This is a genomic window from Mycobacterium paraterrae (assembly GCF_022430545.2).
Classification (GTDB): Bacteria; Actinomycetota; Actinomycetes; order Mycobacteriales; family Mycobacteriaceae; genus Mycobacterium; species Mycobacterium paraterrae.
Genome location: NZ_CP092488.2, coordinates 2,426,752 through 2,448,853 on the forward strand (window position 1 = coordinate 2,426,752; position 22,102 = coordinate 2,448,853).

A 22,102-nucleotide genomic window follows, 5' to 3' on the forward strand; every position below is an offset into this window, starting at 1 on the left:
CCGCGCGGCGGCGAAGCAAAACTCGTTCGACCCTAACAGCAATGTTTAAGGCGGCCGTTTATGTCTCGGAGGCAGCTAAAACGCGCGCCGGGCAGACTGTCGCTATGCGTGACACGCAGGTGGGCGGCACCCGTAAGTTCCTGCCGGCCGTCGAAGGGATGCGGGCCTGCGCCGCCATCGGCGTCGTCGTCACCCACGTGGCGTTCGACACCGGACACTCCAGTGGAGTGGACGGGCGGCTGCTCGGCCGCTTCGACCTTGCGGTGGCGGTGTTCTTCGCGTTGTCCGGATTCCTGCTGTGGCGGGGGCACGCCGCAGCAGCCCGCGGCCTCGCGCCGCGACCCGCGACCGGTCATTACCTGCGATCACGGGTGGTGCGCATCATGCCGGCCTACGTGGTTGCCGTCGTGGTCATTTTGACTCTGCTGCCCGACGGCAACCATCCGAACCTAACGGTGTGGTTGGCGAACCTGTCGCTCACTCAGGTCTACGTCCCCTTGACGCTGACCGCCGGACTGACTCAGATGTGGAGCCTGTCGGTCGAGGTGAGTTTCTACCTGGCCCTGCCGATTCTGGCGATGCTGGCCGCCCGCCTCCCGGTGCGCGCCCGGATCCCTGCCATCGCGGCGCTGGCCGTCGCGAGTCTGTTCTGGGGCTGGATCCCGTTCCACGCCCCGCCCGGCGTCAACCCGCTGACGTGGCCGCCGGCGTTCTTCTCCTGGTTTGCCGCAGGCATGTTGCTCGCCGAGTGGATCTACTGCCCGATCGGCTGGCCGCACCGATGGGCGCGGCGCCGGGTGGCGCTGGCCGGCCTGGTCGTGATCGCCTATCTGGTCGCGGCGTCACCCCTGGCCGGTCCAGCCGGGCTGGTGCCCAGCAGCAACGCGCAGTTCACCGTCAAGACCGCGATGGGTGCGCTGGTGGCCGCGGGTCTGGTGGCACCGCTGGTGCTCGACCGGCCCGAGGACAGCCACCGGATTTTGGGCAGCGCCCCGATGGTGACGCTGGGGCGCTGGTCGTACGGGATCTTCGTCTGGCATCTCGCGGCGCTGACGATGGTGTTCCCGGTGATCGGCCAGTTCGCGTTCCACGGACACCTGCTCGAGGTGCTCACTTTGACGCTGGGCTTCACGATCGCGATTTCCGCGGTGAGCTACGCGCTCGTCGAATCACCGTGCCGAGAGGCTTTGCGGCGCTGGGAAACCCGCCGCGCATCGCGCGCCGAATCGGCGGTCAGCCCGCCTCAAGAAGACGCAGTCGCCCCATGAGTCCGCAGACGACGATGTGAATTATCGCGATGAGGTGGGGGTCCCCCCGCTTGCGGGGGCGAGCTGCGTAATAATTCGAGCGCGGACGGCGGAGCGGCGGGCCTTGCCCGCGTCGTCGCGCAGCGGCGTGTCGACGAACTCGACGGTCGCCGGCACCTTGTACCCGGCGATCCGCTCGCGCAGAAATTGCTGAACGCCCGGCTCGTCGAGTGCGACCCGGGCCTGCACCAGGGCGTAGGGCACCTGCCCGAGGTCGTCGTGGGGAACGCCGACGACCAAGCAGGACAGCACATCTGGGTGCTCGGACAGCGCGGCCTCGATCTCGGCGGGATAGACGTTGCGGCCGCCGACGGTGAACATGTCGACCCGGCGATCGGAGATGTAGAGGAACCCGTCGGCGTCGAAATAGCCCAGATCGCCCAGCGAATCCCAGCCGTCGCGTGACTTCGCGGTCGCGCCGACATACCGATATGTGGGTCCGCTGCCCGGGCTGGGTCGCATGTAGATTTCACCCACGTCGCCGGGCGGGCACGGGTTGCCCTCGTCGTCGAGCACCTTCATTTCGCCGGCCACCACAACGCCGACTGAGCCGCGGTGCGTCAGCCACTGGTCGCCGGAGATGAACGTGAGGGCCTGTAATTCGGTGCCGCCGTACAGTTCCCACACCTTCTCCGGCCCCAGTAGGTCGATCCACGCCTGCTTGATTGCGGGCGGGCACGGCGCACCCAGGTGCCAGAACCTGCGCAGTGACGACAGATCGAAAGCGTCGGGTTTCTCGTGGTACACCGGCAGAGACCGCTGCATGATGGTCGGCACCGTCGTCAGGAACGTCACGTGGAAGTCGCTGATCAGCCTCAGGAATTGCTCCGGCTCGAAGCGACTCATCACGACCAGGTGGTGGCGCATCAACAGCGCGATCGTCGCGGTGGTGAAACCGGTGTTGTGCGACAACGGAACTGGGACCAGGGTGATGTCGCCCTCTTGGGCGCCGAGCGGATAGCCGATTGCCGGTGGAATCCTGCTGTCGCCGCCGGATTCGATGAGTTTCGGCCGGCCGGTGCTCCCGCCCGATCCCATGGCCTTCCACACCGGCGACACCGCTTCGGGCAGTACCTCGTCGGACAACGACGAGTCCGGCTCGAATTCAGTTGGAAGACTATTGATTTCGGCATGGAGCCGACCTACCAAGAGGGTCGGCGGTCGCAGTTCCAATAGGCCGGCCAACTCGGCATCGGGCAGCCGCGCGGACAGCGGCTGCGGCACCGCGCCCAACTTCCAGCACGCCACCGCGGCCTGGATCCACTCGATCGAGTTGGGCAGCACCATCGTCACGTAGTCGCCGACGCCCACACCGCGCTCGGCATACGCGCGGGCCAACCGGTTCGTCGAGCGGTCGAGTTCGCGGCGGGTCAGCGTGCGACCGTCGCAGGTGACGGCGGGCTCGTCGGGGGCCAGTGCCGCCAGCGCGGAGATCTGGGCTCCGATCGGCGGGACCGGCGCCGTCACGAGTACGCGCCCTGCCGCTCGAAGATCCGGCGCGGGTTGTCGACAAGCATGGTGTGCAATTGCTCGTCGGTGACGCCGCGCTCCTTCAGGGCCGGGATGACGTCGTTGTGGATGTGCAGGTAATGCCAATTGGGCGCGGCGATCGGCAGCAACTCCTCGGGCAGCGCGTCGAAGTAGCAGTTGGCGTCGTGCGACAGCACCATCTTGTCGGCATGCCCGCGCTCGCACATCGTCGCGACGATGTTGACTCGATCCTCGAACGGCAGGATGGTGTCGATGCCGAACCGGTCCATGCCGAGGTAGGAGCCGCCGGCGATGAGCTCTTCGAGGTAACCGACGTCGGTGCTGTCGCCGGAGTGACCGATGATCACCCGGCTCAGGTCCACCCCTTCTTCTTCGAAGATCTTCTGTTGCTCCAGGCCACGTTTCAGCCCTGCGTGGGTGTGGGTGGAGATCGGCACCCCGGTCCGCTTGTGGGCCTGGGCCACCGCCCGCAGCACCCGCTCCACACCGGGAGTGATGCCGGGCTTGTCGGTGGCGCACTTGAGGATGCCGGCCTTGATGCCGGTGTCGGCGATGCCTTCCTCGATGTCGCGGACGAACATGTCGGTCATGATCTCCGGCCCGCCGAGCTCGGCGCCGGGTCCCATGTAGTGGAAGCGGAATGGGACGTCGTTGTAAGTGTAGAGGCCGGTGGCCACGACGATGTTGAGGTCGGTGGCCGCGGCGACCCGCGCGATGCGCGGGATGTAGCGGCCCAGCCCGATCACGGTGAGGTCGACGATCGTGTCGACGCCGCGCGACTTCAGTTCGTTGAGTCGATCGACGGCGTCGGCCACCCGCTTGTCTTCGTCGCCCCATGCTTCGGGGTAATTCATCGCGATCTCGGTGGTCATGATGAACACGTGCTCGTGCATGAGCGTGACGCCGATATCGGCGGTGTTGACAGGTCCGGAAGCAGTATTCACGTGCGACACGTAGCCGACTCTAGGACGACCCGTCGGCGGCCGTGGCGAGTTCGGGGCGTTGCGCGAAATCCTCGGCAGCTCAACCCCTGCCCCTTGCGAAGTGACGTGGCTCACAGTACAGTGACCAGTGGTCATCCAACGAAGGAGGGCAATGCCGACGGTCACCTGGGCTCGCGTCGACCCGGCGCGCCGCGCCGCGGTCATCGAGGCTGCCGAGGCGGAGTTCGGGGCTCACGGCTTCTCCGGCGGCAGTCTGAACGTGATCGCGCGACGGGCGGGCGTGGCGAAAGGCAGCCTGTTCCAATACTTTGCGGACAAGCGTGACCTGTATGCCTTCATCGCCGACGTGGCCAGCCAGCGGGTGCGGTCGTATATGGAGGCCCGGATCGGTGAACTCGATCCGGGTCGACCGTTCTTCGAGTTCCTCACCGACTGGCTCGATGTGTGGATCGCGTACTTTGCCGACCACCCCCACGAGCGCTCGTTGCACGCGGCGGCAAGCCTGGAAGTCGACGCCGACGCTCGGATCAGCGTGCGCAGCGTTATCCACCGTCACTACCTCGAAGTGCTCCGGCCGCTAGTGCGAGAAGCCCAGCTGCGAGGCGACTTTCGCAAAGATGCCGACACCGAAGCGCTGATGTCGTTGCTGCTGTTGATTTTCCCGCACCTGGCATTGGCGCCGTACATGCGCGGACTCGATCCGATCCTCGGCCTGGACGAGCCCAGCCCCGAGCAACCGGCGCTGGCGGTACGCCGACTGGTCGCCGTCTTGTCGGCGGCATTCGCGTCCGTCGACACCACAATTGTTCACACCGCTTAGATCTGAGGAGGTCTGATGACACGCACTGGTTCGAATTCACTCGTCGCCGGCGGGCTCAACTGGGACAGCCTGCCGCTCAAGCTGTTTGCCGGTGGCAACGCCAAATTCTGGAATCCCGCCGACATCGACTTCTCCCGCGACCGGGCCGACTGGGAAAAGCTGAACGAGGACGAACGTGATTTCGCCGCCCGGTTGTGCGCGCAGTTCATTGCCGGCGAGGAAGCGGTCACCGAGGACATCCAGCCGTTCATGGCCGCAATGCGAGAAGAAGGCCGGCTCGGCGACGAAATGTATCTGACCCAGTTCGCTTTCGAAGAGGCCAAGCACACGCAGGTCTTCCGGCTCTGGCTCGACGCCGTCGGCATGACCGGGGACCTGCAGAGCTACCTGGAGCCGCTGCCGGCGTACCGGACGATCTTCTACGACGAGTTGCCTGACTGCCTCAACGCCCTGTCGTCGGATCCGTCACCCGCGGCGCAGATCCGGGCGTCGGTCACCTACAACCACGTCGTCGAGGGCATGCTCGCACTGACTGGCTACTACGCCTGGCACAAAGTCTGCGTGGCGCGCGGAATCCTGCCCGGGATGCAGGAATTGGTGCGCCGCATCGGCGACGACGAGCGCCGCCACATGGCGTGGGGCACCTTCACTTGCCGTCGTCACGTCGCCGCCGACGACACCAACTGGACAGTGTTCGAAAACCGAATGAACGAGCTGATGCCGATCGCCCTCGATGCCACCGTGCAAGGTTTCGAGCTGTTCGAGGTGATGCCGTTCGATCTGGTCCAGGACGAGTTCATGCAGTACGCCGCGGACAAAGGAATGCGGCGCTTCGGCACGATTTCCAGTGCGCGGGGACGCCCCCTCGCCGAGATCGACCTCGACTACTCGCCGGTGCAACTGGAGGACACCTTCGCCGACGAGGACGCGAGGGCCCTCGCCGGCGCGTCGGTGTAACTGTTACTCGACCTTCGAGTCGCCGGACGCCGAACCACTCGACCGACCCAACGGCGGCGACCCGCTGCGCCCGGCTACGCCGTGCTTGCGATCGCCACTAGCCGACCCACACCGTCTTCGCGTTGCAGAACGCGCGGATGCCCAGGTGCGCTAGCTCGCGACCGTAGCCGGAACGCTTGACGCCGCCGAATCCGAGTTCGGGATAGGACACCGTCATACCGTTGATGAAGACCTGGCCGGCTTCGATGTCGTCGATGAAGCGCTCCTGCTCGGCCTCGTCGTTGGTCCAGGCGTTGGACCCGAGCCCGAACGTGGTGGCGTTGGCAATCTCGATCGCCTCGTCGATGTCTGACGCCCGGTACATCGAAGCGACCGGGCCGAACACCTCTTCGGAGTACAGCGCCATGTCCTTGGTGATGTCGGTGATCACGGTCGGCGGGTAGAACCAGCCGGGCTGGTCGAGTGGTTTGCCGCCGAGGCGGATCTTGGCGCCCGCCGAGGCGGCGTCGTCGACCTGCTTGGCGATCTCGTCGCGACCCGACTCGGTGGCCAGCGGACCCACGTCGGTGTCGGGATCGGTCGGGTCGCCGACCTTGAGGGCCTCCATTTTCTCGACGAACTTGTCGACGAAGGCGTCGTAGATGTCGGTGTGGACGATGAAACGCTTTGCCGCGATACAGGATTGACCGTTGTTCTGGGTCCGGGCAGTGACTGCGGTCTTCACGGCCTCCTCAAGGTTGGCTGAGGGCATCACGATGAACGGGTCGCTGCCGCCCAGCTCCATCACGGTCGGCTTGATCTCGTCACCACAGATAGCGGCGACCGACTGCCCTGCGGGCTCGCTGCCGGTCAGCGTCGCCGCGGCGACCCGCGGATCACGCAGGATTGCCTCCACCGCGCTGGACGAAACCAGCAATGTCTGGAAGCAGCCGTCTGGGAAGCCGCCGCGGGCAATCACGTCGGACAGGTACAAAGCCGACTGCGGCACGTTCGAGGCGTGCTTGAGCAGGCCGACGTTGCCCGCCATCAGCGCCGGTGCGGCGAATCGCACGGCCTGCCAGAGCGGGAAGTTCCACGGCATCACCGCCAGCACCACGCCAAGCGGCTGCCACCGCGTGTAAGCCCGCTTCGCTCCGACCTTGGATGCCTCGGCCGGCTCGTCGGCAAGCAGTTTCTCGGCGTTTTCGGCGTAGTAGCGGAAACCTTTGGCGCACTTCAGCGCTTCGGCCTTGGCGGATTTGAGCGTCTTGCCCATCTCGAGGGTCATCATCGCCGCGACGTCGTCGGCTTCCTTCTCAAGCAGGTCGGCGGTGGCATTGGCCCACTCGGCGCGCTGGGCGAACGTGGTGGAGTGGCGATAATCAAGGAAACGCTCGTGAGCCTTGGCGATAGCGGCTTCGACGTCGCTATCGGTGGCCGGGGTGAAGGTCTTGACTGTCTCGCCGGTGGCCGGGTTGATGGTGGCGATAGGCACTCTGACATCCTTCGGTTGCTTTTTGGGTAAAAGGTGCAACACCTAGCCTGCCACTATCGTTCCCACAAAGGGAGGTGCCAATGAGCAAAGCTGCCGAGTTGGTAGTCAAGTGCCTGGAAAACGAGGGCGTCGAGGTGGTGTTTGGGCTTCCGGGCGAAGAGAACATCCGTTTCGTCCGCGCGCTGGCCGCGTCCAACATTCGCTACGTCCTGACTCGGCACGAGCAGGCGGCGTCCTTCATGGCCGAGATGTACGGGCGGGTCACCGGCCGCGCTGCCGTGGTGTCGGCCACCCTGGGGCCGGGCGCGATCAACATGCAACTCGGCGTCGCCGACGCCACCACCAACAGCACGCCGTTGATCGCGATCTCCGCCCAGGTCGGTCAGGACCGCGAGTACAAGGAGTCGCACCAGTACGTGGACTTGGTGTCGATGTTCGCGCCGATCACCCGGTGGGCCGCCGACATCCCCACCGCCCACGCGATACCGGAGATGGTTCGCAAAGCCTTCAAGCTGGCCGAGACCGAACGCCCGGCCGCGGTCTACCTCGCGGTGCCCGAGCACATCGATGCCGACACTGCCGACTACCCGGATCTACATCCGTTGCCGCGCAACGTTGTTCGTGCCGAGGCTCCGGCGTCTCGCCAGGTCGAGCGTGCCGTCGAGGTGCTGCGGCAGGCACAGCGTCCGGTCGTGCTGGCTGGTCACGGCGCCGCCCGTGCCGACGCCACCCAAGCGTTGGTCCGATTCTCCGAGAAATTCGGCATCCCGGTGGCGAACACCTTCCACGGCAAAGGGGTGATGCCCGACGACCACCCGAACGCCCTCGGGGCGTTGGGCTTCATGCGGCACGACTACGTGAACTTCGGCTTCGACAACGCCGACGTCGTCATCGCGGTGGGATACGAGCTGCAGGAGTTCGACCCGGTGCGCATCAACCCGAAGGCCGACAAGAAGATCATCCACATTCACCGCTTCCCGGCCGAGGTCGACGCGCATTACTCGGTCGACGTCGGGATCATCGGTGACATCAGCGCCTCGCTCGACGCACTCTGCGAAGGGCTCGACAATCACGCCTACGAGGCCGACCCGCACATCCCGGGTGCCGGGCTGCTGAGCGAAGAATTCGCTCGGGGACAACAAGACTCGCGTTTTCCGTTGGCCCCCGCGCGAGTGGTCGCCGACACCCGCGCGGCGCTGGGCCGCAGCGACGTGGTGCTGGTCGACACCGGCGCCACCAAGATGTGGATGGCCCGGTTGTATCCGACCTACGAACGCAACACCTGCCTGATCTCGAACGGACTGTCCACTATGAGCTTCGCGTTGCCCGGAGCGATGGGGGTCAAGCTGGCGCAGCCGGAGTCGAAGGTGCTGGCCGTGGTCGGCGACGGCGCCTTCCTGATGAACTCGCAGGAGATCGAAACCGCTGTCCGCGAGCAAATTCCGCTGGTGGTGCTGATTTGGGAAGACGGCGGCTACGGCCTGATCGAGTGGAAGATGGATCTCGAACTGGGCGAGCACCACTACGTGAAGTTCGGCAACCCCGACATCGTGAAGTACGCGGAGAGTTTCGGCGCCAAGGGATATCAGATCACCAGCGCCGACGAATTGTTGCCGACTCTGCGCGCCGCCCTCGCTGAGGATGGGGTCTCGCTGATCTGCTGTCCGGTGGATTACTCCGAGAACCTACGCCTGACCGACCGCCTCGGCGAACTCGACGAGACCCTCTAGGCGCATCCGCGAAACAGAAGCCTGGGTCGTGGTGCTTGCTCGAATCACGACCGTACGTTCTGTTTCGCGGTCACGCGGTGAGCGTCTCCAGAGCGACCGGCGGCAGGTAAGTGCCCTCGAGCGTTCGATGCCACCAGGCGTGATCGCGCCGCAGTTCGGCCGCAGTGGTGAACCGGTACCGGTACAACTGAGCCCTGATGTGGGACGGCGGTGTATCCGGGAACGGGTTGCCACGCAGCAGCTTCAGGGTGGCCGGGTCGTTCTGCAGCAGCCGCACGATGAATGGCCGAAACCAGGAGTAGGCGTACTGCGGTGAGATCGCGGCGAACCACATCAGCCAGTCCAAGCGTAAGTGATACGGCGCCCACTGCCGCGGCAGTCGCCGCAGCCCGCCGGGTTTGCCTTTGAATTGGTATTCCCGCCAGACGGTCTGGTCGGTGATCGCGGAGTCGTCGGTGCCCTCGATCACCACCTCGTGACGTGTGCGGCTGATGCTGCCGAAGGCGCCATAGGTATTCACCAGGTGAAAAGGGTTGAAAGACATGTTCATTCGCTGACCGCGCGAGATCATGTTGCGTATCGGCAGATAGCTCAGCGCCACCGTGAGCATCGTGAAGGCGAGCACCAACGCGGTGAACCATCGCGGTGCGTCGGGCAGCGGTGCAGGGTGGGGGATCGGCAGCAGCATCGCCATCGACCGAACGTCGATCGCGCTGAAGGCGAGCAGAATCGTCAACCAGTTGAGCCACGCGAAATTGCCCGACGCCACCAGCCACAGCTGGGTGACGACGACGATCGCCCCGGCGATGCTGGCCACCGGCTGCGGGGCGAAGAGTCCGAACGGGACGATCAACTGCGCGAAGTGGTTGCCCGCCACCTCCACCCGGTGCAGCGGCTTGGGTAGGTGATGGAAGAACCAGCTCAGCGGGCCCGGCATGGGCTGCGTCTCGTGGTGGTAGTCCAGGCAGGTCAGATCCCGCCAGCAAGAGTCGCCGCGAAGCTTGATCAGCCCGGCGCCGAACTCGACCCGGAACAGCAGCAACCGGGCCAGCCACATCGTCAGCACCGGGGGCGCTATCCGGTCGTTGCCGAGAAATGCTGCCAGAAAACCAGTTTCGAGCATCAGCGACTCCCAGCCGAAGGAGTACCACGTCTGCCCGACGTTGACGATCGACAGGTACAGGATCCACAGCAGTAGCCAGGTCGGCACCACCGCCCACAACGGCAGCACGTCGGGCAGCCCCATCGCCATCGCCGCCGACAGCGCCGCGCCCGACCAGGCGACCGTTGCAAAGAACCGGTCGGAATAGTGGACGTGAAAGATGCTCGGTGACCGTACGAACGACTGCCGTGCCACATATCGCGGCACGGGCAGCAGCCCATGCTCGCCGATCAGTGCGCGGAACTGCCGGGCGGCGGCCACGAATGCGAACACGTAAATGATCGCGATTCCGCGCTCGAGCACCAGCCTGCTCAGCCAGTACTCCGGTGCGTTCACCCAGGCCATGGTGTCGCGCGTACCCGTCTGACCCGCGGGAAAACGTCACCGCCGGCTGGTCGGCGGCACCCCGGCGATGACAGCGCCGAAATTGCGTAGCGCCACGTTGCCGTCGCGCCAGTAGCTGCTGTGCGCGGTGACGCTGGGAAACCCGAGCGGCCCGGCGGGACCGGCGTCGGCGGTCAGGTGCTCGGCCCTGAAGCCCGGCGCCATCGGATCGATCCCCAGCGTCCATCCGGTGACAACGCCGCCCATGCTGATCGCGTCGTTCTGCGCCCGCATCACATAGACGTGGGCGCCGGTGTGCAGGTTCAGCCGGTCGGCCCGGTCGACCAGCATGCCGGGGCTGCCGACGGCGATGACGTTGTCGGCGTCGAGGCGGTGTCCGGGTGCGGCGGCCGCACCGATCACCGTCGAGCCGTAACTGTGACCGACGATGGTGTCAATCGATGGCGCGCCGACGTGGGAGGCCCGCTGGCCGTTCTGGAAGGCGTCCAACCGGTCAGCGCCCCCGGTGGCCGGCTGCGGAAAAGCCGCGTGGCTCAGGTCCATTGGACGGTCGTAGCCCAGCCATGTCGTCACAGCCACATCGTCAGGCCGCAGGTCGGGGTCGGCGAGCAGCGCGGCGGCGTACATCGCCAGCGACTTGTCGTCGCTGAATCGCAGCCGGGACAGTCCCTGGCCGGTACCCGGAACGAACACCGCATTACGCCGGGCGATGTCCGGGTTGCCGATCGACACCGCGCCGCGGCCGAACTCGTCGAGCAGGCCCAAGTACCGTTTGGGCCCGCTCGCCCCGTCCAGCGTCGCGTGCACCGCCTCGTATCCCGCCAGCCGGCTTCTGGCCGCGCTCAGTTGTGACTGCAACGCATACACCGCGCCGTCGTCGATCCGCGGCGCACTGGTCAACTCCTCAATGCTGCGTTGTATCCGTTCAACGTCAGATGCGGAGTCGCGTTCGAGTTCGTCCAGATGTAGCCGGTTGTAATGATCCCTGCCCAGGTGATCGGCACCGTCCCAGGGCATTCCGGGATGGTTGCCGATCCCGTGGTCTTGGCGGTACAGCCAATCCTTTTCTTCCGCTGTGAGTTGATTCCACAGCGCATTGAACTGCTTCGGGTCCGCCGGCACCGGCGACAGCAACGCCCGCTGGACAGCCGGCCGGTTGTCGTGCGGACTCGGCGGCACCGGCCGATCGCCGTCGGCCATATCGATGGCACCGGCCAATTCTCGATCAGTCGAATCGGCCTCCGCGACAATAGCGTTCAGTCGTGGCTGCAGCTGCATCTCGGCGATCAAGGCCGCCACCGGCGGTCCGTTGAACCGCCAGCTCGGCACCACCGTATTGGTGGCTGCGTCGATGGTCATCTGCAGTTCGGCGGCGTCGCGGCGCAACGTGCTCAGGGCCGACTGGACGTGGGCGATGTCGTCGGCGGCCTTGCCGGCGGCGCGCGCCACCGCCAGCGACTCGTTGCCGTGCGCGTCGAGGTCCAGGCGGATCGACGCGTTGGTATGCGCGCGGGCCCGCGCGGTCTCGCCCTGCCAGGTATCGAACACCGCCAGCGAATCGAGCTGGCGCGCGGCCTCCAACGTCGCCTCACCGCGAGCGACCGCGGCGTGGAACACCTCACGCACCGCGTCGGCACTCCACCGATCGATGTCGGCCACCGTCAGCGTCACGTCTCAGACCATCCTCAATGCGACGGCATGGGCTTCTCCCATTGCGGCAAAGGCGATTCCGTCGCCGGTCAGTTCCAGCGCGTGGTCGCCGACGCGGGCCAGCAGCCGACGCGAAGTCTGTGACCACGTCGCCGCCGTCGTGCTGAGCGCCGCGGCGGAGGCGCCCACCCAGCCAGGCTCGGCGCCCGCTATCCGGTTGTCCGACGCCAGGTGCGCGTTGGCCAAGTCCTCACCCTGCCCGGCGACGTGTGCCGCCGAGCCCGCCAACGTTTCCAGGTCGACCCGAAGAATCGCCATAGCTCACCACCTCACAGGAAATGCGTTGCTATCCGACTAACAGCAGCGCAGCGGGGCTGCAAGTCAGGTGTCGCCGGGCGACCCCGTCGATTGGGCCACCCATGCACAGCTGTGGGTTAGCGCTCAGGGGCGCGCGCCACCGTCGAGGCCACGGCGGCAAGCGAAATCAGCGCCAGCAGCTGCACCCAGGCTGAATGGCCGGCGTAGCCGTCGACGGAGCGCCACGGGTGGCGGGACAGGGTGGCACCGGCCAGGATCAGGCCACCGGCGCACAGCCACAACGTGACGGTGTCACATCGCTGCGGATCCTTTCGGAGCACCCACCGCACGGTCAGGGCGACACCGAACACCGCGACGCCCGCGGCCCCCGCGATGACGGCACAGGCGGCCACCACCGGTACGACGGCCCACCGACCCGGCGTCCACGGCTGTGCGGCGGGATCGTCGCGGGACCGGCGCCGCGACGGCCACCATGCCAGCAGCGCCAGCAGCGGCAGCAACGCAAGGCCGCCGGCCAGGCCGACCCGGTACAGCGAGTTCGGCGCATAGGTCAGCGTGATGGTGCCCGCCGTTCCGGGCGGCACCAGCCAGGCCTGCTGCCATCCGTTGATCGCCAGCGCTTTCAACCGCATTCCGGAGCCGGTATGTGCCACCCAGCCAGGGTTGATGCTTTCCGGCACGACGAGGACCCGCATGGTCTTCGCGGCGTCGACACGCACGTCGCGCCGTGCCGGACCCCACCCGGCCACGTCCACCGGGGTGGAGCTCGCCGGTGCGGCGGCGTGCGGTCCGAGCAGCTCGGCACCGTCGACGACGAATTGCGGTCCGGGACTCAGCACGAGCTCCTGTTGGCCGGCGGGCAGTTCGATCGGTTGGGTGTCACACGGCTGGGCGGCCACCGGAGATCCGTCGAGCAGTGACCCGACGTCGGTGTGGACTTCGGTGTGGACGAAACGGCCGGCGATCGCCAGGACGGGACCGTGCTCGCAGTCGATGGTGATCTCACGAGTTCGATTGCGGCCGGCGTCGGCGGCGGCGATCGGCGCGCCGTCGGTGCCCAGCGCCGCGATCTCGGCCAGTCCCGGCGGTTTGAGCTGGTCGAAGCCGACCGCGGTCCGGTCGATGACGTCGCTCCAGTCCAGCAGGCTGACCGTGACGGTGTCTGTGACTCGCGGGTTCAACGAAAGCATCTGGGGATCAGCGGATTTCAGGTCGCGGACCTGCGGGCCGTCGCCCAGGTCGACGGCCAGTAACGTCGGGTGTGCGGGCACCGGAGACGAACTGGGCGTCACCCGCAGCCCGGCCACCTCCGTGGGCTGAGGCAGCGTAAGGGTGATCGTCGGGGCGGTCTTGTGCTGCACCACTCTTTGCGGGGCGGTCCACGCCGTGGCTGGATCGCCGTCGGTGGCGGCATAGGCGGCCCCCAGCACGTCGACCGAATCGGCGTCACCGTGAGCCTGGGTGGTGCTCGGCTCGGCGACCAGCTCGGCCAGCTTGGGCCCGGGACGGGCGCGGACCCAGATCTTGGGCGTCACCGATATCGGCGCAGGGACGCTCAGGGTGCGGCTGAAGGCGGCCGGCGATTCGGCGGCAAGCGCCATCGACGGCGCGCACTGCACATTGGTCGGGCCCAGCGCACAACCCGGTCGGCCCAGCGGCTCGGATCCCAGATCCCATTGTGCGACCGCGCTATTCGCCGGTGGCGCGGGCACCAGGGCGGTGTGGCGGATGTTGACCGGATGCGCGAAACCCTTGGCGTCGTATTGGGTGATCGACATGTCGGTGATCGCGAACTGGACGCCGGGCGATCCGTCATCGGTGCCGATCGCGGTGATCCGCACCCAGGGGGTTTCGCCGTACGGAAGCGCCCCGATCACCGGCTTGCCCGGCTCGTCGAATCGCAGTGTCGTTGTGCCGGTAGCGGTTTCGATCTCGATGCGACGGACCTGGGCCCCGACTGTGGTCGCGCTGGGGGTGATCGCGATGACGCTGTTGGTCACCGGGTGGTCGAAGTCGACCTGCAGCCATTGGCCGACGGCCGACTGGAGTGCGTTGGACACCCAGGCCGTCGCCGGGTCGGCGTCGACCGCCGCGGCGGGCGAGGCGGCGGTGGCGACGTCGGGCAACGCCGTCGAGTCCGATGACGAGCTGGACGCCGTCAGGCGCCCGCCAGTCCATGCGCCGTAGACGGTTTCGGCGCCGGGACTCGGGTAGTCGGGCACCCGGTTGAACGTGCGCCGGGCGTCGCCCGCGGCGCGGATCGCCGACGAGTGGTCGTCGACGCGGCCATAGTCGGTCTCGCGCGCCAATGGGGTGTCGGTGACGGTGGTGAGCGGCACCGGTTGGCCCGCTGCCACCGCGTCGGCGGTCATCAGCGCCGGTCCCAGCGGCGGCTGGTTCGACAGCCGACGGCGTTCGTCGAGTCGCAGCAGCGCCTCCGGTCCGCCGTCCACGCGGGGCAACTGGTCGACGTCGGTCAGGTACGGAGCGCCGGGATTCCCGGCGTCGGCGGCGACGCGGTAGACCTCGACGGCCGGATAACGCGGACGCAGCCCGCTGTCGGTGACGAATCCCGACACCGGTCCGGGGCCCACCGGGTCGCCGAATACCGCGACCCTTGGCAGCCGTGGCGACCCCTCGATCGCGCGGTGCACGAGGATCGGACGGGCCGACCGGGATGTGTCCGGGTCCAGATCGTTGCGCACCACCAGGTATGAGATGCCTTGACGGGCAAGGGTGTCGGCGAGCCCGGCCGATGGTGTTCCGGCGGCGAACAGCCGTTGCACGGAGTCCAGCGCCCGAATGGTCTGCGGCGGGGTCAACGGGATCGAGTCGCGTACTCCCCACGGGCTGTCACCCAGCACCTGCAGGGGTTCGTCGTGGGTGTTGCCCCACAGCTGGGTAGCGAAGGGCGCGCCGGGAACCACCAGCACCCGCCCCGGCGTGGGCGACCCGGTGTTGTGCGCCGTCAGCCAGTCGGCGGTGTCGTGCCAGTACCGCGGTATTGCGGCGAACGTGCCGGGCGGGGTGATCCGCCCGGTCCACGCCAGCGACGTCGCGGCGGTCAGCGCCGTCAGCACCACGATCCCGACCGCGACCCGACGGTCGCGCTCAGGGTGGGCGAATGCGTTGAGCCACGTCGACTTCGGCGCCGAGCCCGGCAATGGGACCCGGCTCAGCAGCTGCGCCAGCCCCAGCACCAGCGGGATGCGGATCAGCGACTCGAGCTTGTGCACGTTGCGCAGCGGCGCCCCGTCGGCGTCCAGGAACGCCTGGACCTGCTGCGCGAGCGGCGAACCGAGCCCGCCGCTGTATCCGATGCCCAGCAGCGCCATGCCCAGCAGCAGCATGGTCACCAATCGGCCGCGTGCCGGCATGTCTCGCATCGCCAGGCCTGCCAGCCCGGCTGCGGCCACCATGCAGGTAGCCAGGATGGCGACCGACCCGGTCACCAGTGGCGCGCCCGCGGTGGCGTTGGGCGCCACGAACGGTGTCCAGCTGTCGGTGCCGCGCAGCACCTCGACCACCGACGACCACTGCGTCGTCACCCCGGACGATTCGATGAAGTCCAGAAAAGGCGGGCTGATCCGCGCCATCAGAACCAGCGCGACCAGCCACCACGTCGTCGCCAGCGCCATCGCGAGCAGCAGCCACCCGGTGTAGCGCCACCACCGCCGGTTGGGCCGATGGCAGGCCCACCAGACCACGGCGGGCAGGCACCCGGCCAGTGTTGCGATCGCGTTGACAGCGCCCATCAGCGCCACCGCGATCCCGGCTTGACCGGCCAACCGTCGCACCGAGCGGTCGTGGCAGCGCAGCGCGAGAATCGTCGGCAGCAACACCCACGGCGCCAGCATGATCGGCAAGGTCTCCGACGAGATCGACCCCAGCGTGGTGAGCACCCTGGGCGACAACGCGAAGGACGCGGCGGCGACCACTCGCGACGACGGGGTGCCGATGCCCAGGGCCTCGGCCACCCGCAGCAGTCCCCAGAACCCGACCGTCAGCAGCAACGCCCACCACAGCCGTTGCGTCACCCAGCCCGGCACACCCAGTACATGGCCGAGCAGAAAGAAGCTGCCATGCGGGAACAGGTAGCCGTAGGCCTGGTTCTGCGCCTGCCCGAAGGGCAACTCGCTGTTCCACAGGTTGGTGGCGCGGGCCAGGAACCGCAGCGGGTTGGCGGTCAGGTCGAGCTTGGTGTCGGGGGAGATCCGGCCAGGCGACGAGGCGAAGCTCAGCGCTAGCGAGACGCTGGCAACCAGCCACAGCCAGCGGCGTGACATGGGCACAGGCGCTGCACCGACTTGCTGAACCGGCTCCTCCTCGGGCCGTTCCTCGGCCCGCATCGTCACCGGGGGGCGCTGCTAGCTGCGGTTGCCGTACTCGACCCGGTTGAGCACCGACGACTGCGGGTCGCCTCCGGGGAGCGGCGGCTTGGTGTCCTGCTGCACCATCAACGTGATCCCGAAGATCGCGGCTGCGCCGAGCAGCAGGCCAACCACGACACTCGCGGCGGCGGGGGCGACAAAGCGATTCATCGCTGCCCAAATTAGCAGAAAGACGCAGAAGAGTCGGTCGGGGCCGCCGAGGTCACCGGCATTGCCGAGCGCGTCGCATGACAGCATGGCGTGATGAATTTGCCGCGCACACTGGCCGTGCTTGCCGCCGTCACGGCGCTGATGACCGGGTGCAGCCATACCTCCACCAAACCCGCGGGCCCGTCGTCGTCGACGGCCAACGCGCAACCGCCGGCCAAGCCGGCGTGCGGGGATCCGACTGCCATCCCACTGCGCGACAAGCTCGCCCAGCTCTTGATGGTGGGCGTTCGCAACGGCGACGACGCCAAGACCGTCGTGTCGGCGTACCACGTCGGTGGCATTTTCATCGGCAGCTGGACCGATATGTCGATGCTCGGGCCCAACCTGGGCAAGGACCTCAGCGCCAGCACCGCGCTGCCGCTGGCGATCAGCGTCGACGAGGAGGGCGGCCGGGTGGCTCGGCTGTCCAAGCTGATCGGCAAGGCGCCATCCGCCCGCGAGCTGGCGCAGACCCAGACGCCGCAACAGGTCTACGGCCTGGCGCTGGACCGCGGCCACAAGATGCGCGGGCTCGGTATCACAGTCGACTTCGCTCCGGATGTCGACGTCGTCGACGCCGCCGTGCCGGATGACACGGTGATCGGTGACCGGTCGTTCGGTTCGGACCCGGCGAAAGTCACCGAATACGCGCGCCAGTACGTTCGCGGCCTGCAGGACGCGGGCCTGCTTCCGGTGATCAAGCATTTCCCCGGTCACGGCCACGGTTCCGGGGACTCACACACCGGCGGGGTGACGACGCCGCCGCTGTCGCAACTGCAAAACGACGACCTGATTCCCTACCGGAATCTGGTGACGGCGGCGCCGATCGGTGTGATGGTCGGACACCTGCAGGTCCCCGGGCTCACCGGCGACGAGCCGGCCAGTGTCAATCGGGCGGCCGTGCAGTTACTCCGGACCGGCGCGGGTTACCAGGCACCCGCGTTCGACGGTCCGATCTTCAGCGACGACCTGTCCAGCATGCTCGCCATCAAGGACCGCTACAGCGTGCCCGATGCCGTGCTCAAGACGCTGCAAGCCGGCACCGATGTCGCGCTGTGGGTCACTACCGACGAGGTGCCCGCGGTGTTGGACCGGCTGGAGAAGGCCGTCACCGCAGGGGAATTGACGTCTGCAAGCGTGGACGCCTCGGTGCAGCGGATCGCGAAGTTCAAAGGCACCAAGTCCGACTGCGGACGGTAGTTCGGCGACGCACGTCCGGATTGCTTACTCTGAACTCCGGCGTTGGTGAGAGGGGGCCGCATGGCAGGTGGTACCAAGCGGTTGCCCCGTGCCGTCCGCGAACAGCAGATGCTCGACGCCGCGGTCGAAATGTTCTCCATCAACGGCTATCACGACACCTCGATGGATGCGATCGCGGCCAAAGCTGAGATCTCCAAGCCAATGCTGTACCTGTACTACGGCTCCAAAGAGGAACTCTTCGGCGCCTGCTTGGACCGTGAACTGCAGCGATTCATCGACGGCGTCCGCGAGGACATCGACCTCAACCAGAGTCCACGAGATCTGCTGCACAACACAATCGTGGCGTTCATGCGCTACATCGACTCCAACCGGGCGTCCTGGATTGTGATGTACGCCCAGGCGACCAACTCGCAGGCGTTCGCCCACACTGTCCGCGAGGGGCGGGAGCGAATCATCGCCCTGGTCGTACGCGTCCTGCAGGCGGGGACACGAAACCCCGAGCCTGACACCGATTTCGAGATGATCGCCGCGGCACTTGTGGGCGCCGGTGAGGCCATCGCGACGCGGCTGAGCACCGGCGACACCGACGTCGACGGCGCCGCCGAAGTGATGATCAACTTGTTCTGGCGCGGCCTGAAAGGCAAGCCGTCCGACAAGGATGCCGCGGAACTTGCCGGCGAGTCCGATTAGTTGAATGCGCAGCCGCACCGTCGATTTCGCGTGTGCGGTCGTCGCCGTTGGGCTGCTGGCCGGCTGCGCCGGTTTGGCGACGACCTTCCTTTTGCGCTCGATCGAGCACCTCACGTATCACTATGTGTTCGGCTCCCTGCTCGAGGGTGTCACCGCGAGCAGCCCTGTTCGGCGGGCCGTCGGACCGGTGATCGGGGGTGCACTGGCCGGCCTGGGCTGGTGGATTCTCCGGCCCAGGACCGAAGTCGCGCCGCTGGCTGCGGCCGTCCGGAACCGAGAGCGAATTCGCTTCTGGCCGTTCACGTTCGACGCGGCTCTGCAAGTCCTGGTGGTCGGTTCCGGCGCATCGCTGGGCCGGGAGGTCGCACCGCGCCAGTTGGCCGTCGCGCTGGGAAATGTCGCCACCGGCTGGATAACGCGGCTCACGGAGCGAGACCGTCAGATCCTGTTGGCCTGCGCGGCGGGCGCCGGGTTGGGCGCGGTGTATTCGGTGCCGCTCGGTGGCGCCCTGTTCACCCTGCGCATCATGTTGAAGAGCTGGCATCCCCGCGCGGTGGGCGCCGCCTTGATCTCGTCGAGCCTGGCCGTCTCGGTGTCGTCATTCATCACCCATGACCAGCCGAACCTGCACTGGCCCAACCCGGATGTGTCCTACCGGCTGTTCGCCTACGCGGTGGCGCTGGCCCCACTGACGCTGATGGTCGGGCTGGTGTTCAACCGGCTGATGGGATGGGCCGGCCAACGCGAACTGCCGAAGTCGTGGCTGATGATCCCCGGCATCGCCGGCGCGGGGTTGTTCGTGGGCGTGTGCTCACACTGGTGGCCCGAATTGCCCGGCAACGGTCGTTCAATCCTCAACCTGATTCTTGCCGGCGGCATGACAATCGAATCAGCGGCGATCATCTTGGTACTCAAACTCGTGGCCACCGCGGCGTTCCTGCGAGCGGGCGCGAGGGGCGGACTGTTCACTCCCGCGCTGGCGACCGGCGCGGCGGCCGGAACATTGTTCGTACTGACGGTCAACGCGATGGCGGGCACTCACTACGGCGTGCCCGCAATCGCCTTGGCCGGCTCGGCGGGGGTGCTGGCCATCACCCAGAACGCGCCGCTGTGGGCGGCGATCTTCGTGTGGGAGCTGGCCAGACCACCGCTGTGGCTGTCGCTAGTGTTCCTCGCCGCGGCGGCGAGCACCTACGGCTTGCGCCTCGTCGTCCGGCGCCTCCCGCTACAGCGCGCGTAGCGTCCCGGTGAGGTGCGGGTACCCCTTGGAGATGTTGCGCAGGCTGATGTCCCAGCCATCCTGGACCTGGTCGACGTAGAGTCCGACGCTGGCCGGCAGCACCACCGGCTTGCCGAACCGAACCGTGTACTTCACGGCGTCGGGAAGGCTTGCCTCAAGATTCGCCAAAACCGCTGCGGCACTGAACATCCCGTGGGCAATCACGGTGGGGAATCCGAACAGCTTGGCGCCGACCGAACTCGTGTGGATCGGGTTGTGGTCGCCGCCGACGCCGGCGTAGCGGCGAATCTGACCGGGGCTTATCCGCAGGATCGCCTTGGGCGCCGGCAACTTCGGTTGCTTCTGCGGCGGCGGCTTGGGCTGGTCGGACAGGCTGGTGCGTTGCTGGTGGAGGAACGTCGTGACCTGATGCCAGGCCACTTCGTTGCCGACGCTGACGTCGGTGACGACGTCGACCAGCAGACCCTTGCGGTGTTCGCGCAGATTCTCCGCATGTACCGCGACGTTGACCGTGTCCGTCACCCTGATTGGGCGGTACTGGGTGATCTCGTTCTCCAGGTGCACCGAACCCATTGCGGCGAACGGAAAGTCAAAGCCGGTCACTAGCGACATCACCGTCGGGAAGGTCAGCGCGAAGGGATATGTCAGCGGCACGGTGTCGCCGTAGCGCAGGCCGGTGACCTCCGCGTATTCGGCCACGTTGACACGGTCGATCGGTAACTCCTCGACCGTCACGGTCCGATCGGGCAACTGGCCGCCGCGTGGCACGAACGGCAGCGCTCCGACTGCCGCGCGCAGCATGTTTTGCAAGCCGCTGGGCTGTTGGTCAGTCACTTGGTGTCACGCTCCCAGCATGGCTTGGCCGCAGACACGAATCGTGTTGCCTGTCACCGCGTTCGAGGCCGGGCTGGCGAAGTAGGCGATCGCCTCGGCCACGTCGACCGGTTGGCCGCCCTGGTACAGCGAGTTGAGCCGCCGCCCCACCTCGCGGGTGGCAAGCGGAATGGCCGCCGTCATCTTGGTTTCGATGAAGCCCGGTGCGATCGCGTTGATCGTGACGCCCTTTTCGGCCAGCTTGGGAGCAAGTGCATCGGTGAGCCCGATCATGCCGGCCTTGGTGGTGGCGTAGTTGGTCTGCCCACGGTTGCCCGCGATGCCGGCCATCGACGACAGGCCGATCACCCGGCCGCCCTCGCCGATGCTGCCATTCTCCACCAAACCTTCGGTAAGACGTTGAGGCGCAAGCAAGTTGACTGCCAGCACCGAATTCCACCGCGCGTCGTCCATGTTGGCGAGCAACTTGTCGCGGGTGATCCCGGCGTTGTTCACCAAAATGTCGGCGTGGCCGTTGTAGTGGTCGCGCAGGTGCTCGGTGATCTTCTCGACGGCATCGGGAGCGGTGACGTCGAGAGCCAGCGCCGTGCCGCCGATGCGGGTGGCCGTCTCCGACAACGCCTCGGCGGCGGACTCCACGTCGATAGCGACCACGCGGGCCCCGTCCCGGGCGAACACCTCGGCGATCGTCGCGCCGATGCCGCGGGCGGCACCGGTCACGATGCCGACCTTGCCGTCGAGCGGCCGGTCCCAATCCCGGGGCGGGGTGGAGTCAGCGGGTCCGACGTAGAACACCTGGCCGTCGACATAGGCCGACTTCCCGGACAGCAGGAACCGCAATGTCGACTCGATGCCGGTCGCCGCGGGCTTGGCGTCGGGGGACAAATACACCAGCGAAATCGTCGACCCGTGCTGCAGTTCCTTACCCAGCGAACGGGTAAAGCCCTCGAGCGCGCGCTGCGCGATCCGCTCGTCGCTGCTTTCCGCTTCGGCAGGGGTAGTGCCGATGACGACCAGCCGTCCGTTGTGCGCGATGTTGCGCATCAGCGGGGTGAAGAATTCGTGCAGGGCCGTCAGCTTGGCCGGCGTGGTGATGCCGGTGGCGTCGAACACCAGGCCGCCGAACGAATCCGCCCACCGGCCGCCGAGGTTCGCACCCACGACGTCGTAGTCGGCGTCCAGTGCCGCACGCAGCGGCTCGACCACTCGGCCCTCGCCCCCGATCAGCAACGACCCGGCCAGCGGCGGCTCGCCTGCCCGATAGCGCCGCAGCTTCTCGGGCTGCGGCACGCCGAGTTGCTTGGCGAGAAATGCACCGGGCCCGGAGTTGACGACTTGGGAAAATAGATCGGGTGCCACA

The 22,102-nt window shown here is 67.1% G+C and carries 17 protein-coding genes; 7 read left to right on the forward strand and 10 right to left on the reverse strand.

Annotated features, from left to right (window positions below; translation table 11 throughout):
• Positions 1-104: 104 nt before the first annotated feature.
• Entirely contained in the window at positions 105-1,268 is a 1,164-nt protein-coding gene (locus MKK62_RS11605) for an acyltransferase family protein (protein WP_434085056.1), read from the forward strand.
• A gap of 21 nt (positions 1,269-1,289) precedes the next feature.
• Here MKK62_RS11605 and MKK62_RS11610 read toward each other — a convergent pair whose 3' ends face one another.
• A complete protein-coding gene (locus tag MKK62_RS11610; protein ID WP_240260940.1) occupies positions 1,290-2,774 on the reverse strand; it encodes an AMP-binding protein in 1,485 nt (494 codons plus the stop codon).
• On the reverse strand, positions 2,771-3,751 hold the full coding sequence (locus tag MKK62_RS11615; RefSeq protein ID WP_240260939.1) for a phosphotriesterase family protein: 981 nt from the start codon (positions 3,749-3,751) through the stop codon (positions 2,771-2,773). The genes MKK62_RS11610 and MKK62_RS11615 overlap by 4 nt, the downstream gene beginning before the upstream one ends.
• 142 nt (positions 3,752-3,893) lie before the next feature.
• Between MKK62_RS11615 and MKK62_RS11620 the strand changes: the two genes are divergently transcribed.
• The gene (locus MKK62_RS11620) at positions 3,894-4,562 is read left to right on the forward strand and encodes a TetR/AcrR family transcriptional regulator (RefSeq protein WP_240260938.1); all 669 of its coding nucleotides are present in this window, start codon (positions 3,894-3,896) and stop codon (positions 4,560-4,562) included.
• Positions 4,563-4,577: 15 nt separating this feature from the next.
• Positions 4,578-5,519: a R2-like ligand-binding oxidase gene (locus tag MKK62_RS11625; protein ID WP_240260937.1), complete on the forward strand. Its 942-nt coding sequence runs from the start codon at positions 4,578-4,580 to the stop codon at positions 5,517-5,519.
• A gap of 97 nt (positions 5,520-5,616) precedes the next feature.
• On the opposite strand, the gene MKK62_RS11630 is transcribed toward MKK62_RS11625, so the two are convergent.
• Complete coding sequence (locus MKK62_RS11630; protein WP_240260936.1) at positions 5,617-6,993, reverse strand: NADP-dependent succinic semialdehyde dehydrogenase; 1,377 nt, start codon at positions 6,991-6,993, stop codon at positions 5,617-5,619.
• 80 nt (positions 6,994-7,073) lie between these two features.
• Here MKK62_RS11630 and MKK62_RS11635 point away from each other — a divergent pair, with 80 nt between their 5' ends.
• A complete protein-coding gene (locus MKK62_RS11635) occupies positions 7,074-8,723 on the forward strand; it encodes an acetolactate synthase large subunit (protein WP_240260935.1) in 1,650 nt (549 codons plus the stop codon).
• A 70-nt stretch (positions 8,724-8,793) separates the two neighbouring features.
• On the opposite strand, the gene MKK62_RS11640 is transcribed toward MKK62_RS11635, so the two are convergent.
• The 5 genes from MKK62_RS11640 to MKK62_RS11660 form a co-directional block, all read right to left on the reverse strand.
• Positions 8,794-10,230 carry a lipase maturation factor family protein gene (locus MKK62_RS11640; RefSeq protein WP_240260934.1) on the reverse strand — a complete coding sequence of 479 codons (1,437 nt, stop codon included), beginning with the start codon at positions 10,228-10,230 and terminating at the stop codon, positions 8,794-8,796.
• A gap of 36 nt (positions 10,231-10,266) precedes the next feature.
• The gene (locus MKK62_RS11645; RefSeq protein ID WP_240260933.1) at positions 10,267-11,901 is read right to left on the reverse strand and encodes an alpha/beta hydrolase; all 1,635 of its coding nucleotides are present in this window, start codon (positions 11,899-11,901) and stop codon (positions 10,267-10,269) included.
• Between the two features lie 3 nt (positions 11,902-11,904).
• Positions 11,905-12,198: a WXG100 family type VII secretion target gene (locus MKK62_RS11650; RefSeq protein WP_240260932.1), complete on the reverse strand. Its 294-nt coding sequence runs from the start codon at positions 12,196-12,198 to the stop codon at positions 11,905-11,907.
• Between the two features lie 116 nt (positions 12,199-12,314).
• Positions 12,315-16,484 carry a DUF3367 domain-containing protein gene (locus tag MKK62_RS11655; RefSeq protein WP_240260931.1) on the reverse strand — a complete coding sequence of 1,390 codons (4,170 nt, stop codon included), beginning with the start codon at positions 16,482-16,484 and terminating at the stop codon, positions 12,315-12,317.
• 81 nt (positions 16,485-16,565) lie between these two features.
• Entirely contained in the window at positions 16,566-16,739 is a 174-nt protein-coding gene (locus MKK62_RS11660; RefSeq protein WP_067342410.1) for a DUF2613 domain-containing protein, read from the reverse strand.
• 93 nt (positions 16,740-16,832) lie between these two features.
• Here MKK62_RS11660 and MKK62_RS11665 point away from each other — a divergent pair, with 93 nt between their 5' ends.
• From MKK62_RS11665 to MKK62_RS11675, 3 genes are read left to right on the forward strand one after another with little or no spacing between them, the layout of a single operon-like run.
• Positions 16,833-17,978, forward strand: coding sequence for a glycoside hydrolase family 3 N-terminal domain-containing protein (locus MKK62_RS11665; RefSeq protein WP_240260930.1), 1,146 nt, complete (start codon positions 16,833-16,835; stop codon positions 17,976-17,978).
• A gap of 60 nt (positions 17,979-18,038) precedes the next feature.
• A complete protein-coding gene (locus tag MKK62_RS11670; protein WP_240260929.1) occupies positions 18,039-18,668 on the forward strand; it encodes a TetR/AcrR family transcriptional regulator in 630 nt (209 codons plus the stop codon).
• A 4-nt stretch (positions 18,669-18,672) separates the two neighbouring features.
• The gene (locus MKK62_RS11675) at positions 18,673-19,908 is read left to right on the forward strand and encodes a chloride channel protein (RefSeq protein WP_240260928.1); all 1,236 of its coding nucleotides are present in this window, start codon (positions 18,673-18,675) and stop codon (positions 19,906-19,908) included.
• Here MKK62_RS11675 and MKK62_RS11680 read toward each other — a convergent pair.
• Positions 19,894-20,709: a MaoC/PaaZ C-terminal domain-containing protein gene (locus MKK62_RS11680; RefSeq protein WP_240264195.1), complete on the reverse strand. Its 816-nt coding sequence runs from the start codon at positions 20,707-20,709 to the stop codon at positions 19,894-19,896. The two genes, MKK62_RS11675 and MKK62_RS11680, sit on opposite strands and share 15 nt — an antisense overlap.
• A gap of 39 nt (positions 20,710-20,748) precedes the next feature.
• The gene (locus tag MKK62_RS11685; protein ID WP_260060484.1) at positions 20,749-22,101 is read right to left on the reverse strand and encodes a 3-oxoacyl-ACP reductase; all 1,353 of its coding nucleotides are present in this window, start codon (positions 22,099-22,101) and stop codon (positions 20,749-20,751) included.
• Between the last annotated feature and the right edge of the window lies 1 nt (position 22,102).

What these genes read in the sequence shown, in the direction of transcription:
- MKK62_RS11665 (WP_240260930.1), top strand. Translation starts at nt 16,833, where the DNA reads ATGAATTTGCCGCGCACACTGGCCGTGCTTGCCGCCGTCACGGCGCTG.
- MKK62_RS11680 (WP_240264195.1), bottom strand. Translation starts at nt 20,709, where the DNA reads ATGCTGCGCGCGGCAGTCGGAGCGCTGCCGTTCGTGCCACGCGGCGGC.
- MKK62_RS11605 (WP_434085056.1), top strand. Translation starts at nt 105, where the DNA reads ATGCGTGACACGCAGGTGGGCGGCACCCGTAAGTTCCTGCCGGCCGTC.
- MKK62_RS11660 (WP_067342410.1), bottom strand. Translation starts at nt 16,739, where the DNA reads ATGAATCGCTTTGTCGCCCCCGCCGCCGCGAGTGTCGTGGTTGGCCTG.
- MKK62_RS11620 (WP_240260938.1), top strand. Translation starts at nt 3,894, where the DNA reads ATGCCGACGGTCACCTGGGCTCGCGTCGACCCGGCGCGCCGCGCCGCG.
- MKK62_RS11635 (WP_240260935.1), top strand. Translation starts at nt 7,074, where the DNA reads ATGAGCAAAGCTGCCGAGTTGGTAGTCAAGTGCCTGGAAAACGAGGGC.
- MKK62_RS11670 (WP_240260929.1), top strand. Translation starts at nt 18,039, where the DNA reads ATGGCAGGTGGTACCAAGCGGTTGCCCCGTGCCGTCCGCGAACAGCAG.
- MKK62_RS11655 (WP_240260931.1), bottom strand. Translation starts at nt 16,484, where the DNA reads ATGTCACGCCGCTGGCTGTGGCTGGTTGCCAGCGTCTCGCTAGCGCTG.
- MKK62_RS11625 (WP_240260937.1), top strand. Translation starts at nt 4,578, where the DNA reads ATGACACGCACTGGTTCGAATTCACTCGTCGCCGGCGGGCTCAACTGG.
- MKK62_RS11675 (WP_240260928.1), top strand. Translation starts at nt 18,673, where the DNA reads ATGCGCAGCCGCACCGTCGATTTCGCGTGTGCGGTCGTCGCCGTTGGG.
- MKK62_RS11650 (WP_240260932.1), bottom strand. Translation starts at nt 12,198, where the DNA reads ATGGCGATTCTTCGGGTCGACCTGGAAACGTTGGCGGGCTCGGCGGCA.
- MKK62_RS11640 (WP_240260934.1), bottom strand. Translation starts at nt 10,230, where the DNA reads ATGGCCTGGGTGAACGCACCGGAGTACTGGCTGAGCAGGCTGGTGCTC.